This window comes from Fimbriimonadaceae bacterium (assembly GCA_019638795.1).
GTDB lineage: Bacteria > Armatimonadota > Fimbriimonadia > Fimbriimonadales > Fimbriimonadaceae > JAHBTB01.
This window is the reverse complement of the sequence record JAHBTB010000005.1, coordinates 193423-211741: the sequence shown is the minus strand read 5'-3', so window position 1 is coordinate 211741 and position 18319 is coordinate 193423. Positions and strand designations below refer to the sequence as shown.

At 64.7% G+C, this 18319-nt stretch carries 15 protein-coding genes; 6 read left to right on the top strand and 9 right to left on the bottom strand.

The genetic code is table 11. The features are described from left to right. Positions 1 to 4 precede the first annotated feature (4 nt). From KF857_08230 to tkt, 4 genes are all read right to left on the bottom strand, one after another. Entirely contained in the window at positions 5 to 1663 is a 1659-nt protein-coding gene (locus tag KF857_08230; GenBank protein MBX3111982.1) for a hypothetical protein, read from the bottom strand. After that, entirely contained in the window at positions 1660 to 2745 is a 1086-nt protein-coding gene (gene tal, locus KF857_08225) for a transaldolase (protein ID MBX3111981.1), read from the bottom strand. Before tal ends, KF857_08230 begins: the two co-directional genes overlap by 4 nt. 89 nt (positions 2746 to 2834) lie before the next feature. Further along, complete coding sequence (locus KF857_08220; protein ID MBX3111980.1) at positions 2835 to 3401, bottom strand: hypothetical protein; 567 nt, start codon at positions 3399 to 3401, stop codon at positions 2835 to 2837. An 89-nt stretch (positions 3402 to 3490) separates the two neighbouring features. Then, positions 3491 to 5470 carry a transketolase gene (gene tkt / locus KF857_08215; GenBank protein MBX3111979.1) on the bottom strand — a complete coding sequence of 660 codons (1980 nt, stop codon included), beginning with the start codon at positions 5468 to 5470 and terminating at the stop codon, positions 3491 to 3493. 107 nt (positions 5471 to 5577) lie between these two features. Here tkt and KF857_08210 point away from each other — a divergent pair, with 107 nt between their 5' ends. The 4 genes from KF857_08210 to KF857_08195 all read left to right on the top strand — a co-directional run bounded on the left by KF857_08210 (position 5578) and on the right by KF857_08195 (position 9394). Beyond that, positions 5578 to 6237: a prepilin-type N-terminal cleavage/methylation domain-containing protein gene (locus KF857_08210; protein ID MBX3111978.1), complete on the top strand. Its 660-nt coding sequence runs from the start codon at positions 5578 to 5580 to the stop codon at positions 6235 to 6237. A gap of 20 nt (positions 6238 to 6257) precedes the next feature. Continuing rightward, complete coding sequence (locus KF857_08205) at positions 6258 to 7829, top strand: 5'-nucleotidase C-terminal domain-containing protein (GenBank protein MBX3111977.1); 1572 nt, start codon at positions 6258 to 6260, stop codon at positions 7827 to 7829. Positions 7830 to 7853: 24 nt separating this feature from the next. After that, positions 7854 to 8483 carry a superoxide dismutase gene (locus tag KF857_08200; GenBank protein ID MBX3111976.1) on the top strand — a complete coding sequence of 210 codons (630 nt, stop codon included), beginning with the start codon at positions 7854 to 7856 and terminating at the stop codon, positions 8481 to 8483. Between the two features lie 98 nt (positions 8484 to 8581). Further along, complete coding sequence (locus tag KF857_08195; protein MBX3111975.1) at positions 8582 to 9394, top strand: hypothetical protein; 813 nt, start codon at positions 8582 to 8584, stop codon at positions 9392 to 9394. 74 nt (positions 9395 to 9468) lie between these two features. Here KF857_08195 and KF857_08190 read toward each other — a convergent pair whose 3' ends face one another. The 3 genes from KF857_08190 to KF857_08180 form a co-directional block, all read right to left on the bottom strand. After that, positions 9469 to 10368: a polysaccharide export protein gene (locus KF857_08190; protein ID MBX3111974.1), complete on the bottom strand. Its 900-nt coding sequence runs from the start codon at positions 10366 to 10368 to the stop codon at positions 9469 to 9471. Between the two features lie 104 nt (positions 10369 to 10472). Continuing rightward, entirely contained in the window at positions 10473 to 11180 is a 708-nt protein-coding gene (rsmI, locus tag KF857_08185) for a 16S rRNA (cytidine(1402)-2'-O)-methyltransferase (protein ID MBX3111973.1), read from the bottom strand. 2 nt (positions 11181 to 11182) lie between these two features. Further along, positions 11183 to 13027 (bottom strand): peptidyl-prolyl cis-trans isomerase, encoded by a 1845-nt coding sequence (locus tag KF857_08180; GenBank protein MBX3111972.1) that lies wholly within the window; start codon positions 13025 to 13027, stop codon positions 11183 to 11185. Between the two features lie 152 nt (positions 13028 to 13179). On the opposite strand from KF857_08180, the gene lexA reads away from it, so the two are divergent. After that, positions 13180 to 13812 carry a transcriptional repressor LexA gene (gene lexA / locus KF857_08175; protein ID MBX3111971.1) on the top strand — a complete coding sequence of 211 codons (633 nt, stop codon included), beginning with the start codon at positions 13180 to 13182 and terminating at the stop codon, positions 13810 to 13812. Between the two features lie 4 nt (positions 13813 to 13816). Here the strand turns inward: lexA and KF857_08170 are convergent, their stop codons facing one another. Next, positions 13817 to 14368, bottom strand: coding sequence for a hypothetical protein (locus KF857_08170; protein MBX3111970.1), 552 nt, complete (start codon positions 14366 to 14368; stop codon positions 13817 to 13819). Then, positions 14365 to 16593, bottom strand: coding sequence for a UvrD-helicase domain-containing protein (locus KF857_08165; GenBank protein MBX3111969.1), 2229 nt, complete (start codon positions 16591 to 16593; stop codon positions 14365 to 14367). The genes KF857_08170 and KF857_08165 overlap by 4 nt, the downstream gene beginning before the upstream one ends. 162 nt (positions 16594 to 16755) lie before the next feature. Between KF857_08165 and KF857_08160 the strand changes: the two genes are divergently transcribed. After that, positions 16756 to 18303: a hypothetical protein gene (locus KF857_08160; GenBank protein MBX3111968.1), complete on the top strand. Its 1548-nt coding sequence runs from the start codon at positions 16756 to 16758 to the stop codon at positions 18301 to 18303. Positions 18304 to 18319: the final 16 nt, after the last annotated feature.

Below are 18319 nucleotides of genomic sequence, written 5' to 3'. Positions count from 1 at the left end.
CCTCTTACAAGGTCTCGGCGAGGACCTTGAGCCCGGCGAGGACGTCGGGCCCGAGGTCGACATGGAGCACACGGCGTCCCTTTGCCCGGAGGGCCTCCACGTCGCCGGCGGCCTGGGCGTTTTTGAGGTCCTTGAACCCCACCCCCAGACCGGGCACCGGGGTGTCCGAAGTGTCCCCCCCGGTCAGGACAATGAAGAGGCCGTTGTTGGGCCCGCCCTTGTGGAACTGGCCGGTCGAGTGGAGGTAGCGGGGGCCGTATCCCATGGACGTGGCGACTTTGAGGCCGTCTCGGACCGAGAGCCGGAGGCCTTGGAGCGCCGCCGTCGTGGCGTCCGACTCGGTGAGGAACGCGAGGAGGGCGACTTGGTCGCCGGGCTTGTGTTGGGCAAGGAAGCGACGGAGCAGGGAGTCAAACGAGCCGGGACTGCCGAACGCCCGCACGTCGCCCTTCGTGCAGTCGGCGGTGCCGAATCCGACCGCCCCGTTGACCTGGACTTCCGCCAGCTTGTGCTTGGCCATGTCCTTGGCCTCCTGCACGTTAGGCTGGTCAAACGGATTGAGCCGGAGTACCGAACCGATGACGGCAGTGGCGACCTCCCAGGCGATGAACTCGCGTCCCAGGGCGGTCGTGTCGGCGACGGTGCGGAAAAGCACCGGGGCTCCGGTGGCGGCCAGGCTCTGCCCCATCTTTTCGGCCTCGACCGCACTCGGCGTGTCGTCGGCCAAGACGACGAAGACCCGGTCGGACGAATACGAGTCGGCGGCGCCGTAAGGTTCTTGGGCCAGAGGCAAGACACCTTTGCCTTGCTTGCCGGTGCTCTCGGCGATCAACTGTTCGGCCCAGAGCCCAAAAGCGGACAAGCGGTCGCTGGTGAAGAACGTGATTTTGTCCCGGCCTTGGACTCCAAGGGCACCGAGGGTCGCGCCCAGGACAACGCCCTCGTGGTCGGCGGTGGCCAGGCCGCTGTCTGGGCCGAGGTTCTCGGCGGTTTTGAGCATGGCGACCACGTCGATCCCCATGAGGGCCGCCGTGACCAAGCCGAAGACGGAAAGGACACTGTACCGGCCCCCGATCTCGGGCACGCCAAGGAAGACACGGCGGTAGCCTCTCGCGGAGCTTTCTTGTTCCATCTGGCTACCTGGGTCGGTGATGGCGACAAAGCGGTCACCCGCCCGGGGTCCGAGGGCCGATTGGGACTCCTGCCAGAAGTAGTCCTCGAACGCCTTCGGCTCGACAGTCGTGCCGCTTTTGCTGGCGACGATGAACAGAGTCTTGGCAAGGTCTAGCTTGGCGCGCAGGCCGAGCACGGTGCCGGGGTCGGTGCTGTCGAGGACGTGGACCCGGACCCGCGACGCCTCACCGAAGGATTGGGCAAGGACAAGGGAGCACAGGCTGCTTCCGCCCATGCCGCAGACGACGACGTCGGTCGTCCCTTCGTCCCACACCTCTCGGGCGAACGCCAAAAGGTCCGGTGCCTGGGCCAGGGACGGTGCGACGATGTCCGTCCATCCCATGAAGCCACGGATGAACTCGGCGGTGGCGGGGTCGTCGGTCCAGAGGGAGGCGTCATGAGCCCAGAACCGGGTAAGGAAGTCGGCCTCGGCGAGGCGGGCCACCTGCTCGTTCACCGACTGGCGGTACGGGCCCAAGAGTGATGTCACGGTTTCACCATGGCCTGGGCACGCTTTGACTCGATGGCGGCCAGAAGAGAGTTGTAAGGGTCGACAAACTTCTTGACGGCCTGCTCCTCAAGTTCATCGGCCAACTTCTCGAAGGAATAGCCGAGGGCCTCGACCTTGTGGAGGAAGGCCGCGGCTGAGCCGGCAGTTCCAGTCAGCCGGTCTTTGGGGTCACCCTCGGCGCGGTAGTCCTCGATGGTGGCCAGGGGGATCGTGTCGACGGTGTCCGGCCCGACCAGGGCGTCCACATACTTCGTCTTGGGGTACGCGGGGTTCTTTGTCGAGGTGCTCGCCCACAAGAGCCGCTGCGTCCACGCTCCCTTCGCCCGCATGTCGGCGTAAGCGGAGCCAAACACCTCGTCGTAGACGCCGTAGGCCACCCGGGACAAGGCGACCGCCGCTTCGCCGCGGAGAGGGCCTTCCGGAAGTTGCGGGTCCAGGAGCGTGTCGAGGCGGCTCACAAAGAAACTGGCGACGCTGGCGACGCGAAGGCTTTGGCCCCGTTCGGCCCGGGTACGGACGGCCCGGACGTAGGCGTCGGCGACGGCACGGTAGCGTTCGAGCCCAAAAAGAAGGGTGACATTGATGTTGACCCCGTCGGCGACCAATCGCTCGATGGCGGGGACCCCGGCGCGTGTGGCGGGGACCTTGACCATCACGTTGGGCCGGTCCAGGGCTGCCCAGAGGCGGTGGGCGTCAGCGACGGTCCCCTCGGTGTCGTGGGCAAGGAGCGGCGACACCTCAAGGCTGACATAACCGTCGAGCCCGTCGGTGTCGTCATAGACTCCGCGCAGGACGTCGGCGGCCTCGCGGACGTCCTCGATGGAGAGGGTGTCGCAAATCTCTGCGGCCGTCTTGCCTTGGGCGGCAAGTTCGGCGACGGCCGAGTCGTAGTCGTCGCTGTGGGCGATGGCCTGCTCAAAGATCGCGGGATTGCTGGTCACGCCTTTGACGCCGTCCTCGGTGACGAGTCGGGCGAGGGAGCCGTCGCGGACATATCCCCGACGGATGAAATCGAGCCAAGGCGACTGGCCGAACTCAGAGAGGCGGCGGACATGGTTCATGGGCACGCCAAGTTTATACCGGCGGCCCAAACGGAGGCCGGCCCCGGTGCTGACGCGCCGGAGCCGGGAGTTGGAGGATGGGACCGAAGCTACTTGACGATGGTCTTGATCGCCGCGTTCAGCGACGCCAAGCCCTTTTCGTCGGCCTTGAAGTTGTTCATCGTCTCCTTGACGACCCAGTTCTTGTACACGTAGACGGTGTTCTTCGCGTCTTTGGCCGTGCTGATCTTATAGGCGTCGAGCGCGTCGTCGCTCGGATCGATGATGGCGATGCCGATGCTCGTGGTGCCGGCCTTCTCCGCGCCGGCCTTGATGGTCTTGGCGAGTTTGGCGTGCTCAGACTTGGGGGCGACGTAGACGACGAGGGCCTTGAACTCGGCCTTCTTGTTCTCGTCCATCGCCTTCTGGAGCGTCTTTTCGATCGCCAGCACGTTCTCGGGCGAGTCGTTGTTCACCCAGACCTGGACTTGGGGACGCCACTGCATCGTGCAGGGGAAGCAGTTGGAGGTGCCGGCCAAGGGGCCGACGATGTGGCTGGGGTTGAACGGGGTCACCCTTTCGCCCGGTTTCAGTCCTGTACCGGCGTTTCCGCCCGTCATAGCGTATGCAAGGGCGGCGGTCGCCGCGACGGCTCCAATCAAGAACGTGGATTTCATTGAGTTGATCCTTGGGTGCGTTTACCGCGCTCCCTTCCCACAACTGAATAAATGCAATGGATTGCGTCCAGATCTCCTTGGTCCTAGGACTATTTCGACTTGACAGCTTCTTGACACACGGCGACGACGCGCTCAACGGTCATGCCCAGGTGCGCATAGACTTGCTCGCCTGGGGCCGACTCGCCAAAGCGGTCGATGCCGACCGCCTTCGTGCCGGGGCCTAGGATGTCCTGCCATCCCGTGGTGACCCCGGCCTCGACGGAGACCTTGGGCATCGACGGCGGGACAATGGCGTCTCGTTCGGCGGCGGGCAACTGCCTGAACATCTCGACGCAGGGCATCGAGACAACCCGGGCCATGGTCCCCTTGCCCGCCAGGGCGTCGCGGGCGGCCAGGGCCAAGGAGACCTCCGAACCGGTCGCCGCGATCAGCACGTCGCCCCCGTCCGCCACGACATACGCCCCCTTGGCGACGCCGGCGCGGACGGCCGCGGGTGCGACCGGAAGCGGCGGTAAGTCTTGGCGGCTCAGCACGATCGCCGCGGTCGTTTCTCGCGCCAAGGCCTGACGCCAGCACTCGACCGTCTCAAGGCCGTCGGCGGGGCGGTACACCTCCAGTCCGGGCACAAGGCGAAGGGACATGACCTGCTCGACCGGCTCGTGAGTCGGGCCGTCCTCGCCGACGCAGACGCTGTCGTGGGTGAAGACGAACAAGCTGGGCTGCTGGCTGAGGGCCGCCACCCGGACGGAGCCGCGCATATAGTCGCTGAACACGAGGAACGTCGACCCGTAGGCGCGCAGACCGTGGGCGACCATCCCGTTGACCACAGCGCCCATCGCGTGCTCCCGGACACCGTAGTAGACGTTTCGCCCGCCCGGAGTCGCGGGGCCGAAGACAGGTGCCCCGGAGACGGCCGTCTTGGTCGAACCGCTGAGATCGGCCGCCCCGCCGACCAGCCAGGCGAGGCCTTTGGCGGCGGCGTCCAGGGCCTTGCCCCCGGCCGTCCGGGTTGCGGTCGGCTTGTCAAAGACCAGTTCGTCCAAGTGCGTGTCCCACCCGGAAGGCAGACGGCCCGCGACGAGGTCGTCCAACTCGGCGGCCAGGGCGGGGTGGTCGTGCCGGTAGGCGGTGAGTTTCTCGTCCCAGGCACTGGACAATGCGGACCCCTTGGCGATGGCGGCGTCCCGGTTGTTCGTCGCTTCGGCCGGCACGAGGAACGGCGGTTCGACGGGCCAGCCAAGCTTTTCCTTAGTCGCCTTGGTGGCCTCGGCCCCCAGGGGCGAGCCGTGGGCGCTGCTTGTGCCCGCCTTGGGGCTTCCGAACCCGATGACGGTGTGGACGATCACGAGGCTTGGTTTGTCGGTGACCGCCTTGGCGCGCTCGAGGGCAGCAGAGACCGCTTCCAAGTCTTCGCCAGCCTCGACGCGCTCGACATGCCAGCCGACGGCGGCAAAGCGGGTCGCGGTGTCGTCGCTAAAGCTCAGGTCGGTGGGGCCGTCCAAGCTGATGTCGTTGGCGTCATAGAGGTAGACCAGCTTGCCCAGTTTCAGGTGCCCGGCCAGGGAAGCGGCCTCTTGGGCGACACCCTCCATCAGGTCACCGTCGCTGACAATGGCGTAGGTGTGGTGGTCAATGATCTTGTGGCCGCCCACGTTGTAGCGGTCGGCCAACCAAGCCTCGGCGATCGCCATGCCGACACCGTTGGCAAAACCTTGGCCCAGCGGCCCGGTCGTGACCTCGACGCCCGGGGTCACGCCAAGCTCGGGGTGGCCCGGCGTCTTGCTCCCCAGTTGGCGGAAGTTTTTGAGGTCGTCTATGCCGATCCCGTAACCGAAGACGTGGAGCAAGGCATAAAGCAGGGCCGAGCCGTGCCCCGCCGACAACACAAATCGGTCGCGGTCGAACCAATCGGGGCGCGACGGGTCGAAGCGCATGTGGCGTGACCACAAAGCGTAGGCCATCGGCGCGGCGCCCAGGGGCAGGCCGGGGTGTCCGGACTTCGCCCGTTCGACCATGTCGACGGCAAGGAAGCGGAGGGTGTCGACGACTTTCTGGTCAACGGCGGACATGACGCTGTCTTTTACCTGGCATACCGGATGGTGAGCGGCCAAAGGCCGACGCCTGACTAGGGCGGAACTGCGGCAGATGGGCCGATCGGCGTAGAGTGGAGGAAGCCATGCGCCCGCGTGCCTTCACCCTGATCGAGCTGCTGGTCGTGATTGCGATCATCGCGGTCTTGGCCGCGATCCTGTTCCCCGTGTTCGCCCGAGCGAAGGAAGCGGCGAAGAAAGCGGCCTGTCTCAGCAATCTGAAGCAGTTGGGCCTTGCCTTTCAGCTCTACATGGACGACAACGACGACCGGATGCCCGACCGCCGCGACCTTAAGGAGTCTCTCGGGTACAAGCCGTGGACTGGATGGCCCCCCAGCGACCCACGCGCGGGTTGGACGGTCGAGACCTTGGGGCCGTACAAGGTCAAGGGGGTGACGGCCTGCCCCTCGGGTCTGGGCGTCTTTCCCAGCGAAGTCCGCGTGAACCAAGAGGGCACGAACTATTGGATGTGGCGGTTCGACCGTCCCGACGAACCGGTCGCCCTCGACAACTTCTGGGGCAAGTCGCCGGAGCAAGCCGTGGCAGACCTGGTGGCAAGCGGCAACCCGACCACCGGCTCGCCAGACGGCCCGGCCGACGTCGAACTGGCCGTCGACCCCTACTTCCCCCGGACCATCGCGTCGGTCCCCGCGGCGCTGAAAGGCAAGGCGGTCCATGCGGGCGGACGCAACCGCCTGTACCTTGACCTTCACGCCAAGTTCCTGCACGACCCACGAATGGACTGAGACCAGGTATATCCCTCGGCATGTACCGGGCCATCGCGAGCCTGCTCGCCTTCTTTGTGGGGTCCCTGTGTTTCTCGGAACCCTTCACCCTGACGATCCTCCACACCAACGACATGCACGCCCATGCGGAAGCGACGAAGGTGCGGGACAGGGTCTTGGGTGGCTACGCGAGGCAGGCCACCTTGATCCTGAGGGAGCGGGAAAAGGCGGACAACACCCTGTTGCTCAACGGGGGAGACGTGTTCCAAGGGACGATGTTCTTCAACACGTACGAGGGCTTAGCCGACCTCGCCTACATGAACGCGATCGGCTACCAGGCCATGGCGGTGGGGAACCATGAGTTCGACCGAGGGCCGGCCACCCTGGCGAAGTTTGTGAAGAACGCCTCGTTCCCCGTGCTGTCGGCGAACCTCGACTTTTCCGCCGAGCCTCTCCTGCGCGACCTCGTCAAGCCGAGTGCGGTGGTCGAAGTCGGTGGCCAAAGGATCGGCATCGTGGGGGCGACGACTCCCGACGTGACCAACATCAGTTCGCCCGGGCCGAACGTGAAGGTCAAGGACTTGGTCACGTCCATCCAAGAAGCCGTCGACGGCCTGATGAAGGAGAAGATCGACAAGGTCATCCTCGTCAGCCACTGCGGCTACGACGTGGAGCAAGATTTGGCCAAGAAGATCCACGGTCTTGACCTTGTCGTCGGAGGGCACAGCCACACCCTGCTGGGCGACACCGGCTTGAAGGGCTTCGTCGGCAAGGGACCCTACCCCACGGTCGTCGAAGGCGCGGACGGCCAAAAGGTGCTGGTGGTCCAGGCCTGGGAGTGGGGGAAAGTGCTGGGCCGTATCCAGGTGACCTTCGATGACGATGGCCACATCAAGTCTTGGGACGGGGCTCCGATCCCAGTCACCGAGGACGTGCCCGAGGCCCCGTTTGTCACCGCCCTCTACGCGGCGTTCGCCAAGCCGATCGAGGCCCAGCGGGCCGCGGTGGTCGGTCAAGTCTCCGCGCCCTTGACGCGGAGCAACGCCGACGGCACCGGTTCGAGCATGGGCGACGTGATCGCCGACGCGATGCTGGAGGCGACGAAAAAGTTTGGTGCGGTGGCCGCGTTCACCAACGCCGGAGGGGTGCGCGCCGACCTCGCGGTCGGGCCGGTGACCTATAGCAAGGCCCTTGAGGTGGCGCCGTTTGCCAACACTCTGGTCCTCCTGGAACTGACCGGTGCCGAACTCAAGGCGGCCCTGGACAGCGGGGCCGGCGAGGCGGGGATGCTGTACCCGTCGGTGGGGACGTCGTATGCCTACGACCCCTCCAAGCCGGCGGGCCAGCGTGTCACCGACCTTGTGGTGGCGGGACAGCCCGTCGACCTGACGGCGACCTACACGATCACGTTCAACAGCTTCATCGCGGGCGGCGGCGACAAGCATGACGTCATCAAGGAGGCAAAGGGGAAGCGGACCGACACCGGGCTCGTCGACCTGGACGTCCTCATCGACTACTTCAAAGCTCACAGCCCGGTCGGGGTCGCCCAGCCGCGCCGGTTGAAGCGCCTGGGCGGCAGGACGGCCCAGGGCAACCCAGCACCTCTCCGGTGACTGGGAGTAGAAAAGAGAACCACTATGCCTGAATACACACTTCCCCCGCTCCCCTTCGCCAAGGATGCTCTTGAGCCTCACATTGACGCCAAGACCATGGAGATCCACCACGGCAAGCACCACCAGGCTTACGTGAACAACCTCAACGCGGCGCTGAAGGACTACCCGGCGGTGACCGAGTTGCCCGTCGAGAACTTACTGGTGGACCTTGACGTCCTGCCCGTGCCCGACGCGACTAAGGCGGCCGTCCGTAACAACGGTGGTGGCCATGCCAACCACACCTTGTTCTGGGACATCTTGACCCCGGGCGGGTCGTCAGCTCCGTCCGGCGCCTTGGCGGACAAGATCAACGAGACTTTCGGTGGGCTTGACCAACTGAAGTCACAGGTGAACGATGCCGGGGCGAAGCGGTTCGGGTCCGGATGGGCTTGGCTGGCCTCCGACGAACTGGGCAACCTCCAGGTCTTGAGCACCGCCAACCAAGACTCGCCCTTGTCGCAGAACTTGGTGCCGCTCCTTGGCATCGACGTGTGGGAGCACGCCTACTATCTGAACTATCAGAACCGCCGCCCTGACTACTTGGCCGCCGTCTGGAGCGTCATTAACTGGGACAAGGTCGCGGCCCGCTACGCCACTGTCCTTGCCGGGCGCTGAAGGCCTGAAGACGTCTGATCCAAGGGCCGGCGACGGCCCTTGGCGAACCCCTTCCTGCTCCTCCTTTACAAGCGCAGGAGTGCTTGTTAGAATGGCGCATGGACGCAGATGACGCGACAATAGGGATCATCCACACGCGACGCGACGTACTCCGCTGGGCCATCTCGGCCGGGGCAGTGGCCGCGTTTCCCGCCCACGCCTTGGCCTTGCTGCAGGAGGCCGACAAAAAGCAGACCGGATTGATCGCCAGCCCGGAACTGACCGAAGGGCCGTTCTTCGTCGATGAGAAGCTCAACCGCTCGGACCTGAGAGGTGACCGTAAGCGGGAAGGGGTGGCGAACGGGAAACTCTTTGACCTAGAGGTCAAGGTCCTCAAACTCGTGGGCACCTCGTTTGTCCCGTTGGCGGCGGCCCAGGTCGATCTGTGGCATTGCGACACCGGTGGCAAGTACAGCGACATTGACTCTCCTATGAACTACGAGGACACGTCGGGTCAGAAATGGCTCCGTGGCCACCAGGTGACCGACGACAAGGGGTTGACCCGCTTTCGGACAATCGTCCCGGGCTGGTATCCCGGACGGGCGCCACATATCCACTTCAAAGTCCGCAAGTTCCACGAGGCGTCCGAGCGAACCGTTGAATTGACGTCGCAGATGTTCTTCAAGCCGGACCAGATCAAGCAGGTGTACAGCCAGGCGCCCTATAACGCGCGTGGGCAACGCTACACGACGAACAAGATGGATGGGATCTATAACGAACGGGCCGAAGGTGGCGGGCGCGCGGGAGACCAACTCCTGCTCGACTTGTCGGCCAAGGGTGAAGGTTACAAGTCGCCGTTCACGATCGTGCTGACCGACAAGAACTTCCGGGAACGCCGCCGTGGCGGCGATATCGACTGGGCTTCGTTCTGACCACCCAAGGCAGGTACAAAGAGAGCGGCCGGTCCGATTTCGGACCGGCCGCTCTCTTTTTCGTCAGGCCTTTCTCAGCGCCTCGTCAGACCGAGGAAGTTGATACCGAACCGGTCGAGGATGAAGACGAAGTTGGCAAGGGCGCCGATCTTGTCAAGCCTCAGGTTACCGGTGTCGGGCACATAGACGATGTCGCCGGGCTCAAGCATGATGTTTTGCTTTGCGTCGCCCTTGTTCTTGAACGCGACAAGGTCGCACTCGATGCTGATGTAGCTGCCCGGTCGGCCCGTGATCTCGCGGATGACTTGCACCTTGGAGAACTTGGAGCGGTCGTCCACCGCGCCACCCGCGCTGTTGACCGCCTCCAAGACGCGCATCGGCTCGCGGTAGGGGACGACGGTCGGCGTGCGGACGACGCCGTCGACGATGATGCGGTTGCGGTTCTCCTCGGGGACGACCAACTCGTCACCGTCTTGGATGACGTAGTTTTGCGACATGTCACCCTTAACGAGCAGGGCCTGCAAGTCGATGGGCACGACCTCTCGGCTGGCCTTGTGGCGGAGGTAGGCGCGCTTCAGTTCGGCGCGGCCGTCCATGAAGGTGCCGCCGCCGTACTGGAGCAAGTCCAGAACGGTCTCACCGGGACGCACTTCGAACACGCCCGGCTTCGCCACGGCGCCGCCCGCCGACGCGTGGATACGACGGATGGTGATGACTTCGACCGAGACGATCGGCTCCTTGATGAGGAGGACTTTTTTGTAGAGGTCCGCCAGTTCCTGGCGCAACTCTTCGCATGTGCGCCCCGCAGCGCGCACCAACCCCACGAAGGGGGCGGTGATGTTGCCGTCAGGCAGGACTTGCAACTGCTGGGCCACCTCGACCTCTTTGTAAACCTTGACCTGAAGGACGTCTTCGACCTGGATGCGGTAGGTCCCGCTGGTCGGCACTTGGGCCGAGGCCAAGAGCGCGGCCATCAGAACCCCGAGCGTCACTAGAAATCGAGCTGCCCTCATCTTCGACATGTCCTTGTCAATACGACGTCCAGACCCTATTCCCGGGTCTCTCCCGAGATTATAGCCTAAGCGTCCTCATTGTCGTTTATTGGCCCACGACGGCGGTTTCCTTCGACTACCACGGTGAATTCGCCCTTCTTTGTGACTTCCTTCTCCGTCGGCGTCTGGGGCAAGCGTCCCCGCCAAACTTGCTGGTGGATTTTGGTCAGCTCCCGGCAGACCGCATAGCGACGGTCGCCAAGGGTGTCGGCGCAGGCCCGGAGCAAGGCTTCGACCCGGAACGGCGACTCGAAGAAGACGAGGGTCAAGGTGCTCTCGGCAAAAGGGAAGAGGACTTCGCGCATCGGCCCGGGCTTCCGTGGGAGGAACCCGAGGAACGCAAACCGTTGGGCGTAGAAGCCGGAAAGACTGAGGGCGGTCGTCACCGCGCTCGGGCCCGGTGTGGCGTCGACGACCAGGCCGCGGACATGGCAGGCGTCGACCAGTTCGGCCCCGGGGTCGCTGACCGCCGGTGTGCCTGCGTCACTCAAGACCGCGACCGTCTCGCCGGCTTCCACCGCGTCGACCAACTGCGTCAAGCGTGCGTGAGGGGTGTGGTCGTTCAGCACCGTCATGGGCCGCTTCAGCCCCAGGTGGCGTTGCAGGCTGGCGGAGACACGGGTGTCTTCGACCGCCCATTGGGTGGCCGTCGAGAGCGCGTCGGCGGCGCGGGGGCTGAGGTCACCCAAGTTGCCCAGGGGCGTCGCGACCAACACGAGCCGTCCCTGGGCCATGGTCAGTTCCCTTTCTTCGCGTTCGGGACGAGGAACTGGTCTTCCATCGACTTTCCTTCGCCGGACTTGGCGTCCCCCGCCTTAGGCTTGTCAGCGGGTTTCTTGTCCTTTTCCGCGGCGGCTTTCTCTGCGGCGGCCTTTTCTTCTTCCGCCTTCAGCGCCTTGTCCCGCTCTTCATTCTGCTTTTTGAGCTCCTCTTGGTCCTTTTCGTACTGGATCTTGTCCTTGAGCCAAGACTGCAGGGCCTCTTCCGCTTTCTTCGCCGTCGCGTCGGTGAGCTTGTTCGCCTTTTTCAGCTCGTCAAGCTTCTTGCTGATCGTCGCATAGGCGGCTTCCGAGACGGGGTCGGGCCGGCCCAGGGACATCGCCGCTTCGGCCAGGTTCTCGGCCGCGGTGTCGTTGTCGTCGGCCTTGACTGCGACGTCCACGATCTCCATGCGCACGTTGGTGCTGTCGACGAACTGGAGTACGGCTTGGAGCGACTCCAGGCGGTCTTGGGCCATGTCCGCTTGTTCGGTCGGCGTCGCCATGGCGTAAAGCTGCTTGGACGTGGCGTTGCGCACCAGGGCGGCGGCCTCGTCGTCGAGCCTGGACGTCACCACGGCAGCAGTGCCGTCCTTGGGGGCGGCGGCGGGCGCTTTTGCGGCGAGGGCCTTGGCGTCCTCATTGAGCTTTTGCAGGGCGGCTTTTCGTTTGGCGCTGTCGGTGGTGAGCTCTCGGTCGGCCGTCTCCTTCTGATAGTTGACGATGAGTTCGAGCCCGGCCGACAACCACTTGACGCCCTTGACCTTCTCAGTGACAAGGTCGTTGACCGCCTTCTGGGCAAGGGTCATGGAGTGAGACTCGCGGTACTTGGCCACGTTTTTCTCAAAGTCGGCGGGCAGGTTCGGCGCGATCTTGGCGACTCGGTAGACGACGGGGAAGCCCTGGTAGATGAGCACGCCGCTCCACTCGCCGACTTTCAGGTCGCCGATCGGCTTGAGGACGGGATCCAGGTTGATCATGCCGCGGCTCATCGTCACGGGGGCGGTCGTTTCCTTCGGGGCGTACGCCTTGCGGATTTCTTCGAGCGATTTGCCCGCTTTGGCGTCGGCGAGGGCTTTCTCGGCCAGGGCCTTGCGCTCTTCCAGCGGCACGGTCTGGTCTTGGAAGGGCACCTGGTCGAGGGTGAAACTTTCGTAGTCCTTCTTCAGGACATCGTCGCTGACTTGGTGCTTGGCGGCCTCGGCCTCGATGAGGGCCTGGACGGTCGCCCCGTTGACGAGGACTTCGCGCTTGGCCGGGTCGGCCAGTTGCTGCTTCACCGCCTCCACCCGGGCCGACACGAGGTCTTTGATGTCCCGGCCACCCAGGGCGGCCTTCATCGCGGCGTCAACCTCCGAGGCGGAGGCGTCGGCCTTGATCTTGCCGGTCGCGACCAAGATTTCCTTCTGTTGGGCGATCCAGTCGTTCAGGCTCTTCTCGGCCATGGCGATGATCGCCTTGTCGTCCAGGTTCACCTTCCGTTCGGCGGCGATGGCCTTGACGGCGGCCTGGTTCGCCAATGTGGTGGCCGCCTTGGCCATAAATTGGAGGCGGAAGTCGGGGTCTTGGTTGACCAACTGCCCCATTTTTTCGGACGAGTCGCTGAACACGGCCTGGAAATTGGCTTCGGTCAGCTTGATGTTGCCGAGTTCCAGCACCGGCGGCGTCTGGTCGATCTGCTTGTCCGCGCCGGTCAGACCCCCGAACATGTTGCCAAAGGAACCGACTCCGGCCAAGCCGATCAGCGATAGGACGCCGATGACGACCAGGCCGACCTGGCAGCCCTTGTTCTCGATCATGTTGCGGATGTTGCTGATGGACACGGCGGCTCCTGCGCCCGACCGACGGGCGGGCGAATGGGGATTATGGCATCGCGGCGGTGCGGCCCCATGGTCGCCCCTTGACATGTAGACAAATATACGTCACACTCTGTGCTAGGTCGGCGTACGTCTGGTGTGCACGGCCCGGACTGGAGATGGCCAAAGGACTGACACCTCGCCAGGAAGCGATCCTGAGATTCGTCGCAGAGTATCTGCAGGACAACGGTTACCCGCCTTCGATCCGCGAGATCGGGCAGAAGTTTAAGATCGGCTCTTTGCGTGGCGTCACCGTGCACCTGGACGCCCTAGAGAAGAAAGGGTACATCGACCGCGCCAACACGCCGCGGTCGATCCGGATCAAACATCCCGACTTTCAGGCCTCGACGCCTAACGTGGTGATGCTGCCCCTGCTTGGTCAGATTGCGGCCGGTTCGCCGATCCTGGCCCAGGAATACGTGGAGGACATGGTGCCGGTGCCGACGGGGATGGTCAAGAACAACTCCGACGCGTACTTGCTCCGCGTCCGCGGCGACTCTATGTCCGGCGAGGGGATCAACTCGCAGGACCTTGTCGTGGTGAAACCGCAGCAGGCCGCCAACCAGGGCGACCTTGTCGCCGTCCTGATCGGCGAAGAGGCGACGGTGAAACGCATCCACTTCAACGGCGGGCAAGTGCGCCTCATGCCGAGCAACCCCGCCTACGAACCCATCGTCATCGACCGTGAGGACGCCAGGATCTTGGGCCGCGTCGTCGGCCTGATGCGGGATTACGACGGAAAGGCGTTTTAAGAGGTCAGGGGCCGCTGAGGTAGACAAGCTTGGCGACCAGCCGGTCCTTACGGCGTTGTTCTTGGCGGACCACGCCGATATGGGGGGCAAACCACACCAAGGCTTCGTCGCCATTGGAGAACACGATGTCGGCCATGGTGACCGTGACCCGGCGGTTCCCCACCGTGTCTTTGTCTTGCTTGAGCTTGAGCGTCGCCTTCACCGACTGGGGGCCTGCGCCGCTGTCGACCTGGCCGTCCCACTCGACCACTTTGGTCATGGCGTCAGGGTCGACCAGGGGCAAGGGCGGTGAGTAGGTTGTGCCGGCGAGTTCCGCCGCGACCAGCCGGCGGCCGGCCCAGGCCAAGCGGGTCTCCGCCCCATCGCCTCGCAATGACCAGCCGGAGTAGGGCCCGACCGACGTCGGGCCGACGACCTTGACCTCCTGGACCCCGGACGTCAGACCAGACGTGACTTGGTATTGCCAGACCTTTCCCGTCCCCAGGGGCATCAGGGCGTCATCCCCGGCTTGGCACCCCGCCACCAGGGCCAGGGGCACCAGGGTGACCCACTTCAAACGGCCTCCAACTTTGCCAGGCTCTGCACAAGCTTCTTGACGCCCGACGCGCCCGGAAAGGCGACGGTCACTTCTGCGTCGGCCTTGAGCGGGGCGCAGGCGATGACCACACCGACGCCGAACTTGCGATGGTTGACCTTTTGCCCGACGGAGAAGGGCGGGGTCCAGGCGGCGCGCTGCCTGGGCGCCTCTTCCTCAGCGGGCTCGACCATCGTGTAGCCGCCTGACCGCTCCTGCCTGACCGAGCGGATGCTGGAGACCGCCGCCATGGCGGGCATCGCCGCCCCGGCCATCGGCTCGACCAGAGACTTGGGCACGTCCTGCAGGAACCGGGAGGGCGGGTTGAAATTGGCTTGCCCGTAGGTCGCCCGTCGGCGGGCGTAGCTCAGGAAAAGCTCCTCACGGGCCCGGGTCATGCCCACGTAGCACAGCCTCCGCTCTTCTTCAAGCTCACCGTCCGAACCGAGGGCCCGGCTGTGAGGGAAGACGCCCTCTTCCATGCCGAGCATGAAGACGACGGGATACTCCAGGCCCTTGGAGGAGTGCAGGGTCATGAGGGTCACGGCGTCGCCCTCGTTCTGCAAGGTGTCGACATCGGAGACTAGGGCGACACCCTCCAAAAAGCCGCCTAGGTCACGCTCTTCCGGGGAAGTCGTGCTGTCGTACTGGGCGGTCACGTTGACCAACTCTTGGAGGTTCTCCAGACGGCTCTGGGCCTCTTCGGTGCGCTCGGCACGGAGTTCTTCCAAGTAGCCAGACTCGTTCAAGACGTGCTTCAGCACCGGCGTGACGCCTTCACTGCCCATGAGCAGTTGGGCGTCTTCGATCACCTTGGTGAACTGCCGGACCCCCTGCAGTGACTTTTTCGCCAGGGTCTGTTCGAACCGGGTGTCGGTGAAGGACTGGAAAAGGGTGAGGTCGTGCTCGGCGGCGAACTTCTCGGCGCTGGCCAGGGCGGTTGCGCCGACGCCTCGGGCCGGCGTGTTGATGACCCGCTTGACGCTGGCGGTGTCGGAGGGGTTCCACACCACACGGAGGTAGGCGACGAGGTCCTTGATCTCCTTTCGGTCATAGAACCTCTGTCCTCCGACGAGGACGTGGGGGATGCGGTGGGCGAGGAACGCCTCTTCGACCGCCCGTGACTGGGCGTTGGTGCGGTAGAGGACGGCAAAGTCTCCCCACTTGCGTCGGCCCTGATGGACTTCGCGCATCACGGTGTCGGCGGCGAGGAGCGCCTCGTCTGTCTCGGTCCCGGCCTCGCCGACCTTGATCGGGGCCCCGTCGCTGTTCTCCGTCCAGAGTTCCTTGTCGTTGCGCCCTCGGTTGTGGCGGATGACGGCATGGGCTCCGGCGAGGATCTTCTTTGTCGACCGGTAGTTTTGGGCGAGGGTGACGACCCGGGCGTCCGGATGGTCGCTGCTGAACCGCATCATGAGGGAGACGTCGGCCCCGCGCCAGCCATAGATCGACTGGTCGTCGTCACCGACGATGGTGATGTTGCGGTGCTTGGCGGCCAAGCGGTCCGCGATGGTGTACTGGGCCAGGTTGACGTCCTGGTACTCGTCGACCAAGACATGGAGATAGCGGTCTTGCAACTTCTCCCTGACCGCCTCGCTCTGCTCCAAGAGGCGCACTGTCTTCATGAGGATGTCGTCGAAGTCCAGGGCGTTGGCGCGGGCGAGGGCTTTGTTATAGTCGGCGTAGATCGTGCCGACGATCCGCTCGAAGAACCCGGCGGCCTCCCGCGAATACGCCTCGGGTCCGAGCAACCGTTCTTTGGCCCGGCTGATCTCGGCGAGCACGGCCCGCGGCTGCAGGGTGCGGTCTTCGAGTCCCTTGGCCTTCACAAGGTCCTTGACCAGGCTCATCTGGTCTGAGTCGTCATAGACGACGAAGTTGCGGTCCAGCCCGATGGCCTCGCCCTCGACGCGCAAGAGGCGTGCGCACACCGAGTGGAACGTGCCCATCCACAGCCCACCGGCCCGGGGGCCGACCATCTCGACGACGCGTTCCTTCATTTCCCGCGCGGCCTTGTTCGTGAACGTCACGGCGAGCACACGGTGGGGTGGCACGCCGTCGGCGAGGATGCGGGCGATGCGGCAGGTGATGACGCGGGTCTTGCCCGAACCGGCGCCGGCCACGACCATCAGCGGGCCGCCGTTGTATTCCACCGCGTCGCGCTGTTGGGGGTTGAGGGTCTCGACGTCGAACGGGACAGTGGACATCTGATCACATGATAGGCGGTCCCGCACGGCCTGTGCCGGGCCGAGCCCGAGCTAATTGGGCCCGCGACAATGTAACATCACGGGAAGGATCGACCGTCAATAGACGTAAGAGCCCAAGTCAAGGCGCGTCCGGGCTGAACCGGGGTATTCGGAGACCAGTAGATGAAGAAGTTTGTCGCAGTGGCAATCGCGATGGGGTTGATGGGCATGGCCATGGCCCAAGGCACGTTCACCATCCGCCGCCCCTTGGACGGTTCGACCGTCCGCGAGACCGTCAAGGTGCGGGTGCCCAAGAACAGCATCCCCGAATCTGGCTACCTGGGCGTCGTGGTCAACGGCAAGTTCCTTGAGGCGGTGATGCCCGAGGAAGAAGGCCAAGACTATGTCTACGACTTGGACACCAAGGCGCGCGGCATCCCGGACGGCCCGATGAACATCGAGCTTGTCCTGTACCAGGACATGGGCGAGGGGCGCAAACCACAGGTGTTGAACCGGTCTTCCGTCCGCGTGACCCTGGACAACCACACCAGCATCGCGGTGAGTGAGGAAGGACGTCGCCTACGCTACAAGTTCAAGCCGGGAAGCGAATGGGTCTACAACATCAAGGAGCAGGTCAGCTATGCCCAGGTGACCCAGGCCCAGGCCGCCCTGGGTAGCCGGCCGTTTGAGACCGTCCTGCGCGACGAGGACCTCCGCCTCCTGTTTGCGGTGGACAACTCCTACAGCGACAGCGACGGCAAGGAGGGCCTGATCCGCATGCAGCCGTTGCCGACCAAAGGCAAGGACTACGCGATGCTCACCGTCCGGGGAGACGCCGAGCCGCGCAAGGTCATGGACTATGAGATGCAGCCGGTCTATATGCGCATCACCGACACCGGCCGCGAAGTCTTCGGCTCCATGCCCACGTATTTCCCCATGGAAGGCACCGCGGGCGAGGCTTACCGGATCGACCTCTTCGCCTTGCTGCCCCTGCCCGTCCTGCCGACCAAAGCGGTCAAGCCGGGCGACGTCTGGCAAGGGACGTTCCTGCTCGGCGCCTACGACCTGGACAAGATCAACGAGATTGACAAGCTCACCCAGGCCCTGCCGGGCCGGGCGACGTTCGAGGGCGTCGAATGGCAGCACGGCATCCCGTGTGCCAAGCTCCGCACGCAGGTCGCCGTCGGCGCCAAGGACTTGAAGGACGTCAGCAACCTGGGACTTCAGCAAGGGCAGGCGAACAGTGTCAAGGTCGAGAGCCTTGTCTGGCTCGCGATGGACCGAGGCTTGGTGATCCGCCAAGAGCTGAACGTCACCCAAGAGTCGCTGGTCGAGGTCGCTGTGAGTTCGGGTGTCGGCGGCGGCACGGGGTTCGGAGGCCCGTCTGGTGGACCGGCAGGACTCTCGGGGGCTGGCGGCGCCGGGCGGGGCGGCAAGGGCGGATTTGGTGACGGCGCGGCCGACATCAACCGGCCTGACCTGCCGAACTTCTTCCTTGACCCGCGTATCGACGAGAACGGCCAAATCCACATGTTCCAGCAGGGCCCGGGCCGACCGCCCGGAGCCGGTTTCCCCGGCATGCAGGGCAAGGGCGGCGGAGCCCCTGGCCGACCGGGTGCCCCAGGCGGCACCGGGTTCCCCGGCGGAGCGACCGGCGGTGGTGGTGGCCAGGCGACGCAGAAGCAGATCATCCGGGTGAACGCGTCGATCATCATGGAACTAGAGAGCTGAGCTTGGTCCCGGCACA

Bases quoted from the DNA above. Each gene is read 5' to 3' on its own strand.
- tal (MBX3111981.1), bottom strand. From the start codon at position 2,745: ATGAACCATGTCCGCCGCCTCTCTGAGTTCGGCCAGTCGCCTTGGCTC.
- KF857_08220 (MBX3111980.1), bottom strand. From the start codon at position 3,401: ATGAAATCCACGTTCTTGATTGGAGCCGTCGCGGCGACCGCCGCCCTT.
- tkt (MBX3111979.1), bottom strand. From the start codon at position 5,470: ATGTCCGCCGTTGACCAGAAAGTCGTCGACACCCTCCGCTTCCTTGCC.
- KF857_08210 (MBX3111978.1), top strand. From the start codon at position 5,578: ATGCGCCCGCGTGCCTTCACCCTGATCGAGCTGCTGGTCGTGATTGCG.
- KF857_08205 (MBX3111977.1), top strand. From the start codon at position 6,258: ATGTACCGGGCCATCGCGAGCCTGCTCGCCTTCTTTGTGGGGTCCCTG.
- KF857_08200 (MBX3111976.1), top strand. From the start codon at position 7,854: ATGCCTGAATACACACTTCCCCCGCTCCCCTTCGCCAAGGATGCTCTT.
- KF857_08195 (MBX3111975.1), top strand. From the start codon at position 8,582: ATGGACGCAGATGACGCGACAATAGGGATCATCCACACGCGACGCGAC.
- KF857_08190 (MBX3111974.1), bottom strand. From the start codon at position 10,368: ATGGCCGCGCTCTTGGCCTCGGCCCAAGTGCCGACCAGCGGGACCTAC.
- rsmI (MBX3111973.1), bottom strand. From the start codon at position 11,180: ATGGCCCAGGGACGGCTCGTGTTGGTCGCGACGCCCCTGGGCAACTTG.
- lexA (MBX3111971.1), top strand. From the start codon at position 13,180: ATGGCCAAAGGACTGACACCTCGCCAGGAAGCGATCCTGAGATTCGTC.
- KF857_08165 (MBX3111969.1), bottom strand. From the start codon at position 16,593: ATGTCCACTGTCCCGTTCGACGTCGAGACCCTCAACCCCCAACAGCGC.
- KF857_08160 (MBX3111968.1), top strand. From the start codon at position 16,756: ATGAAGAAGTTTGTCGCAGTGGCAATCGCGATGGGGTTGATGGGCATG.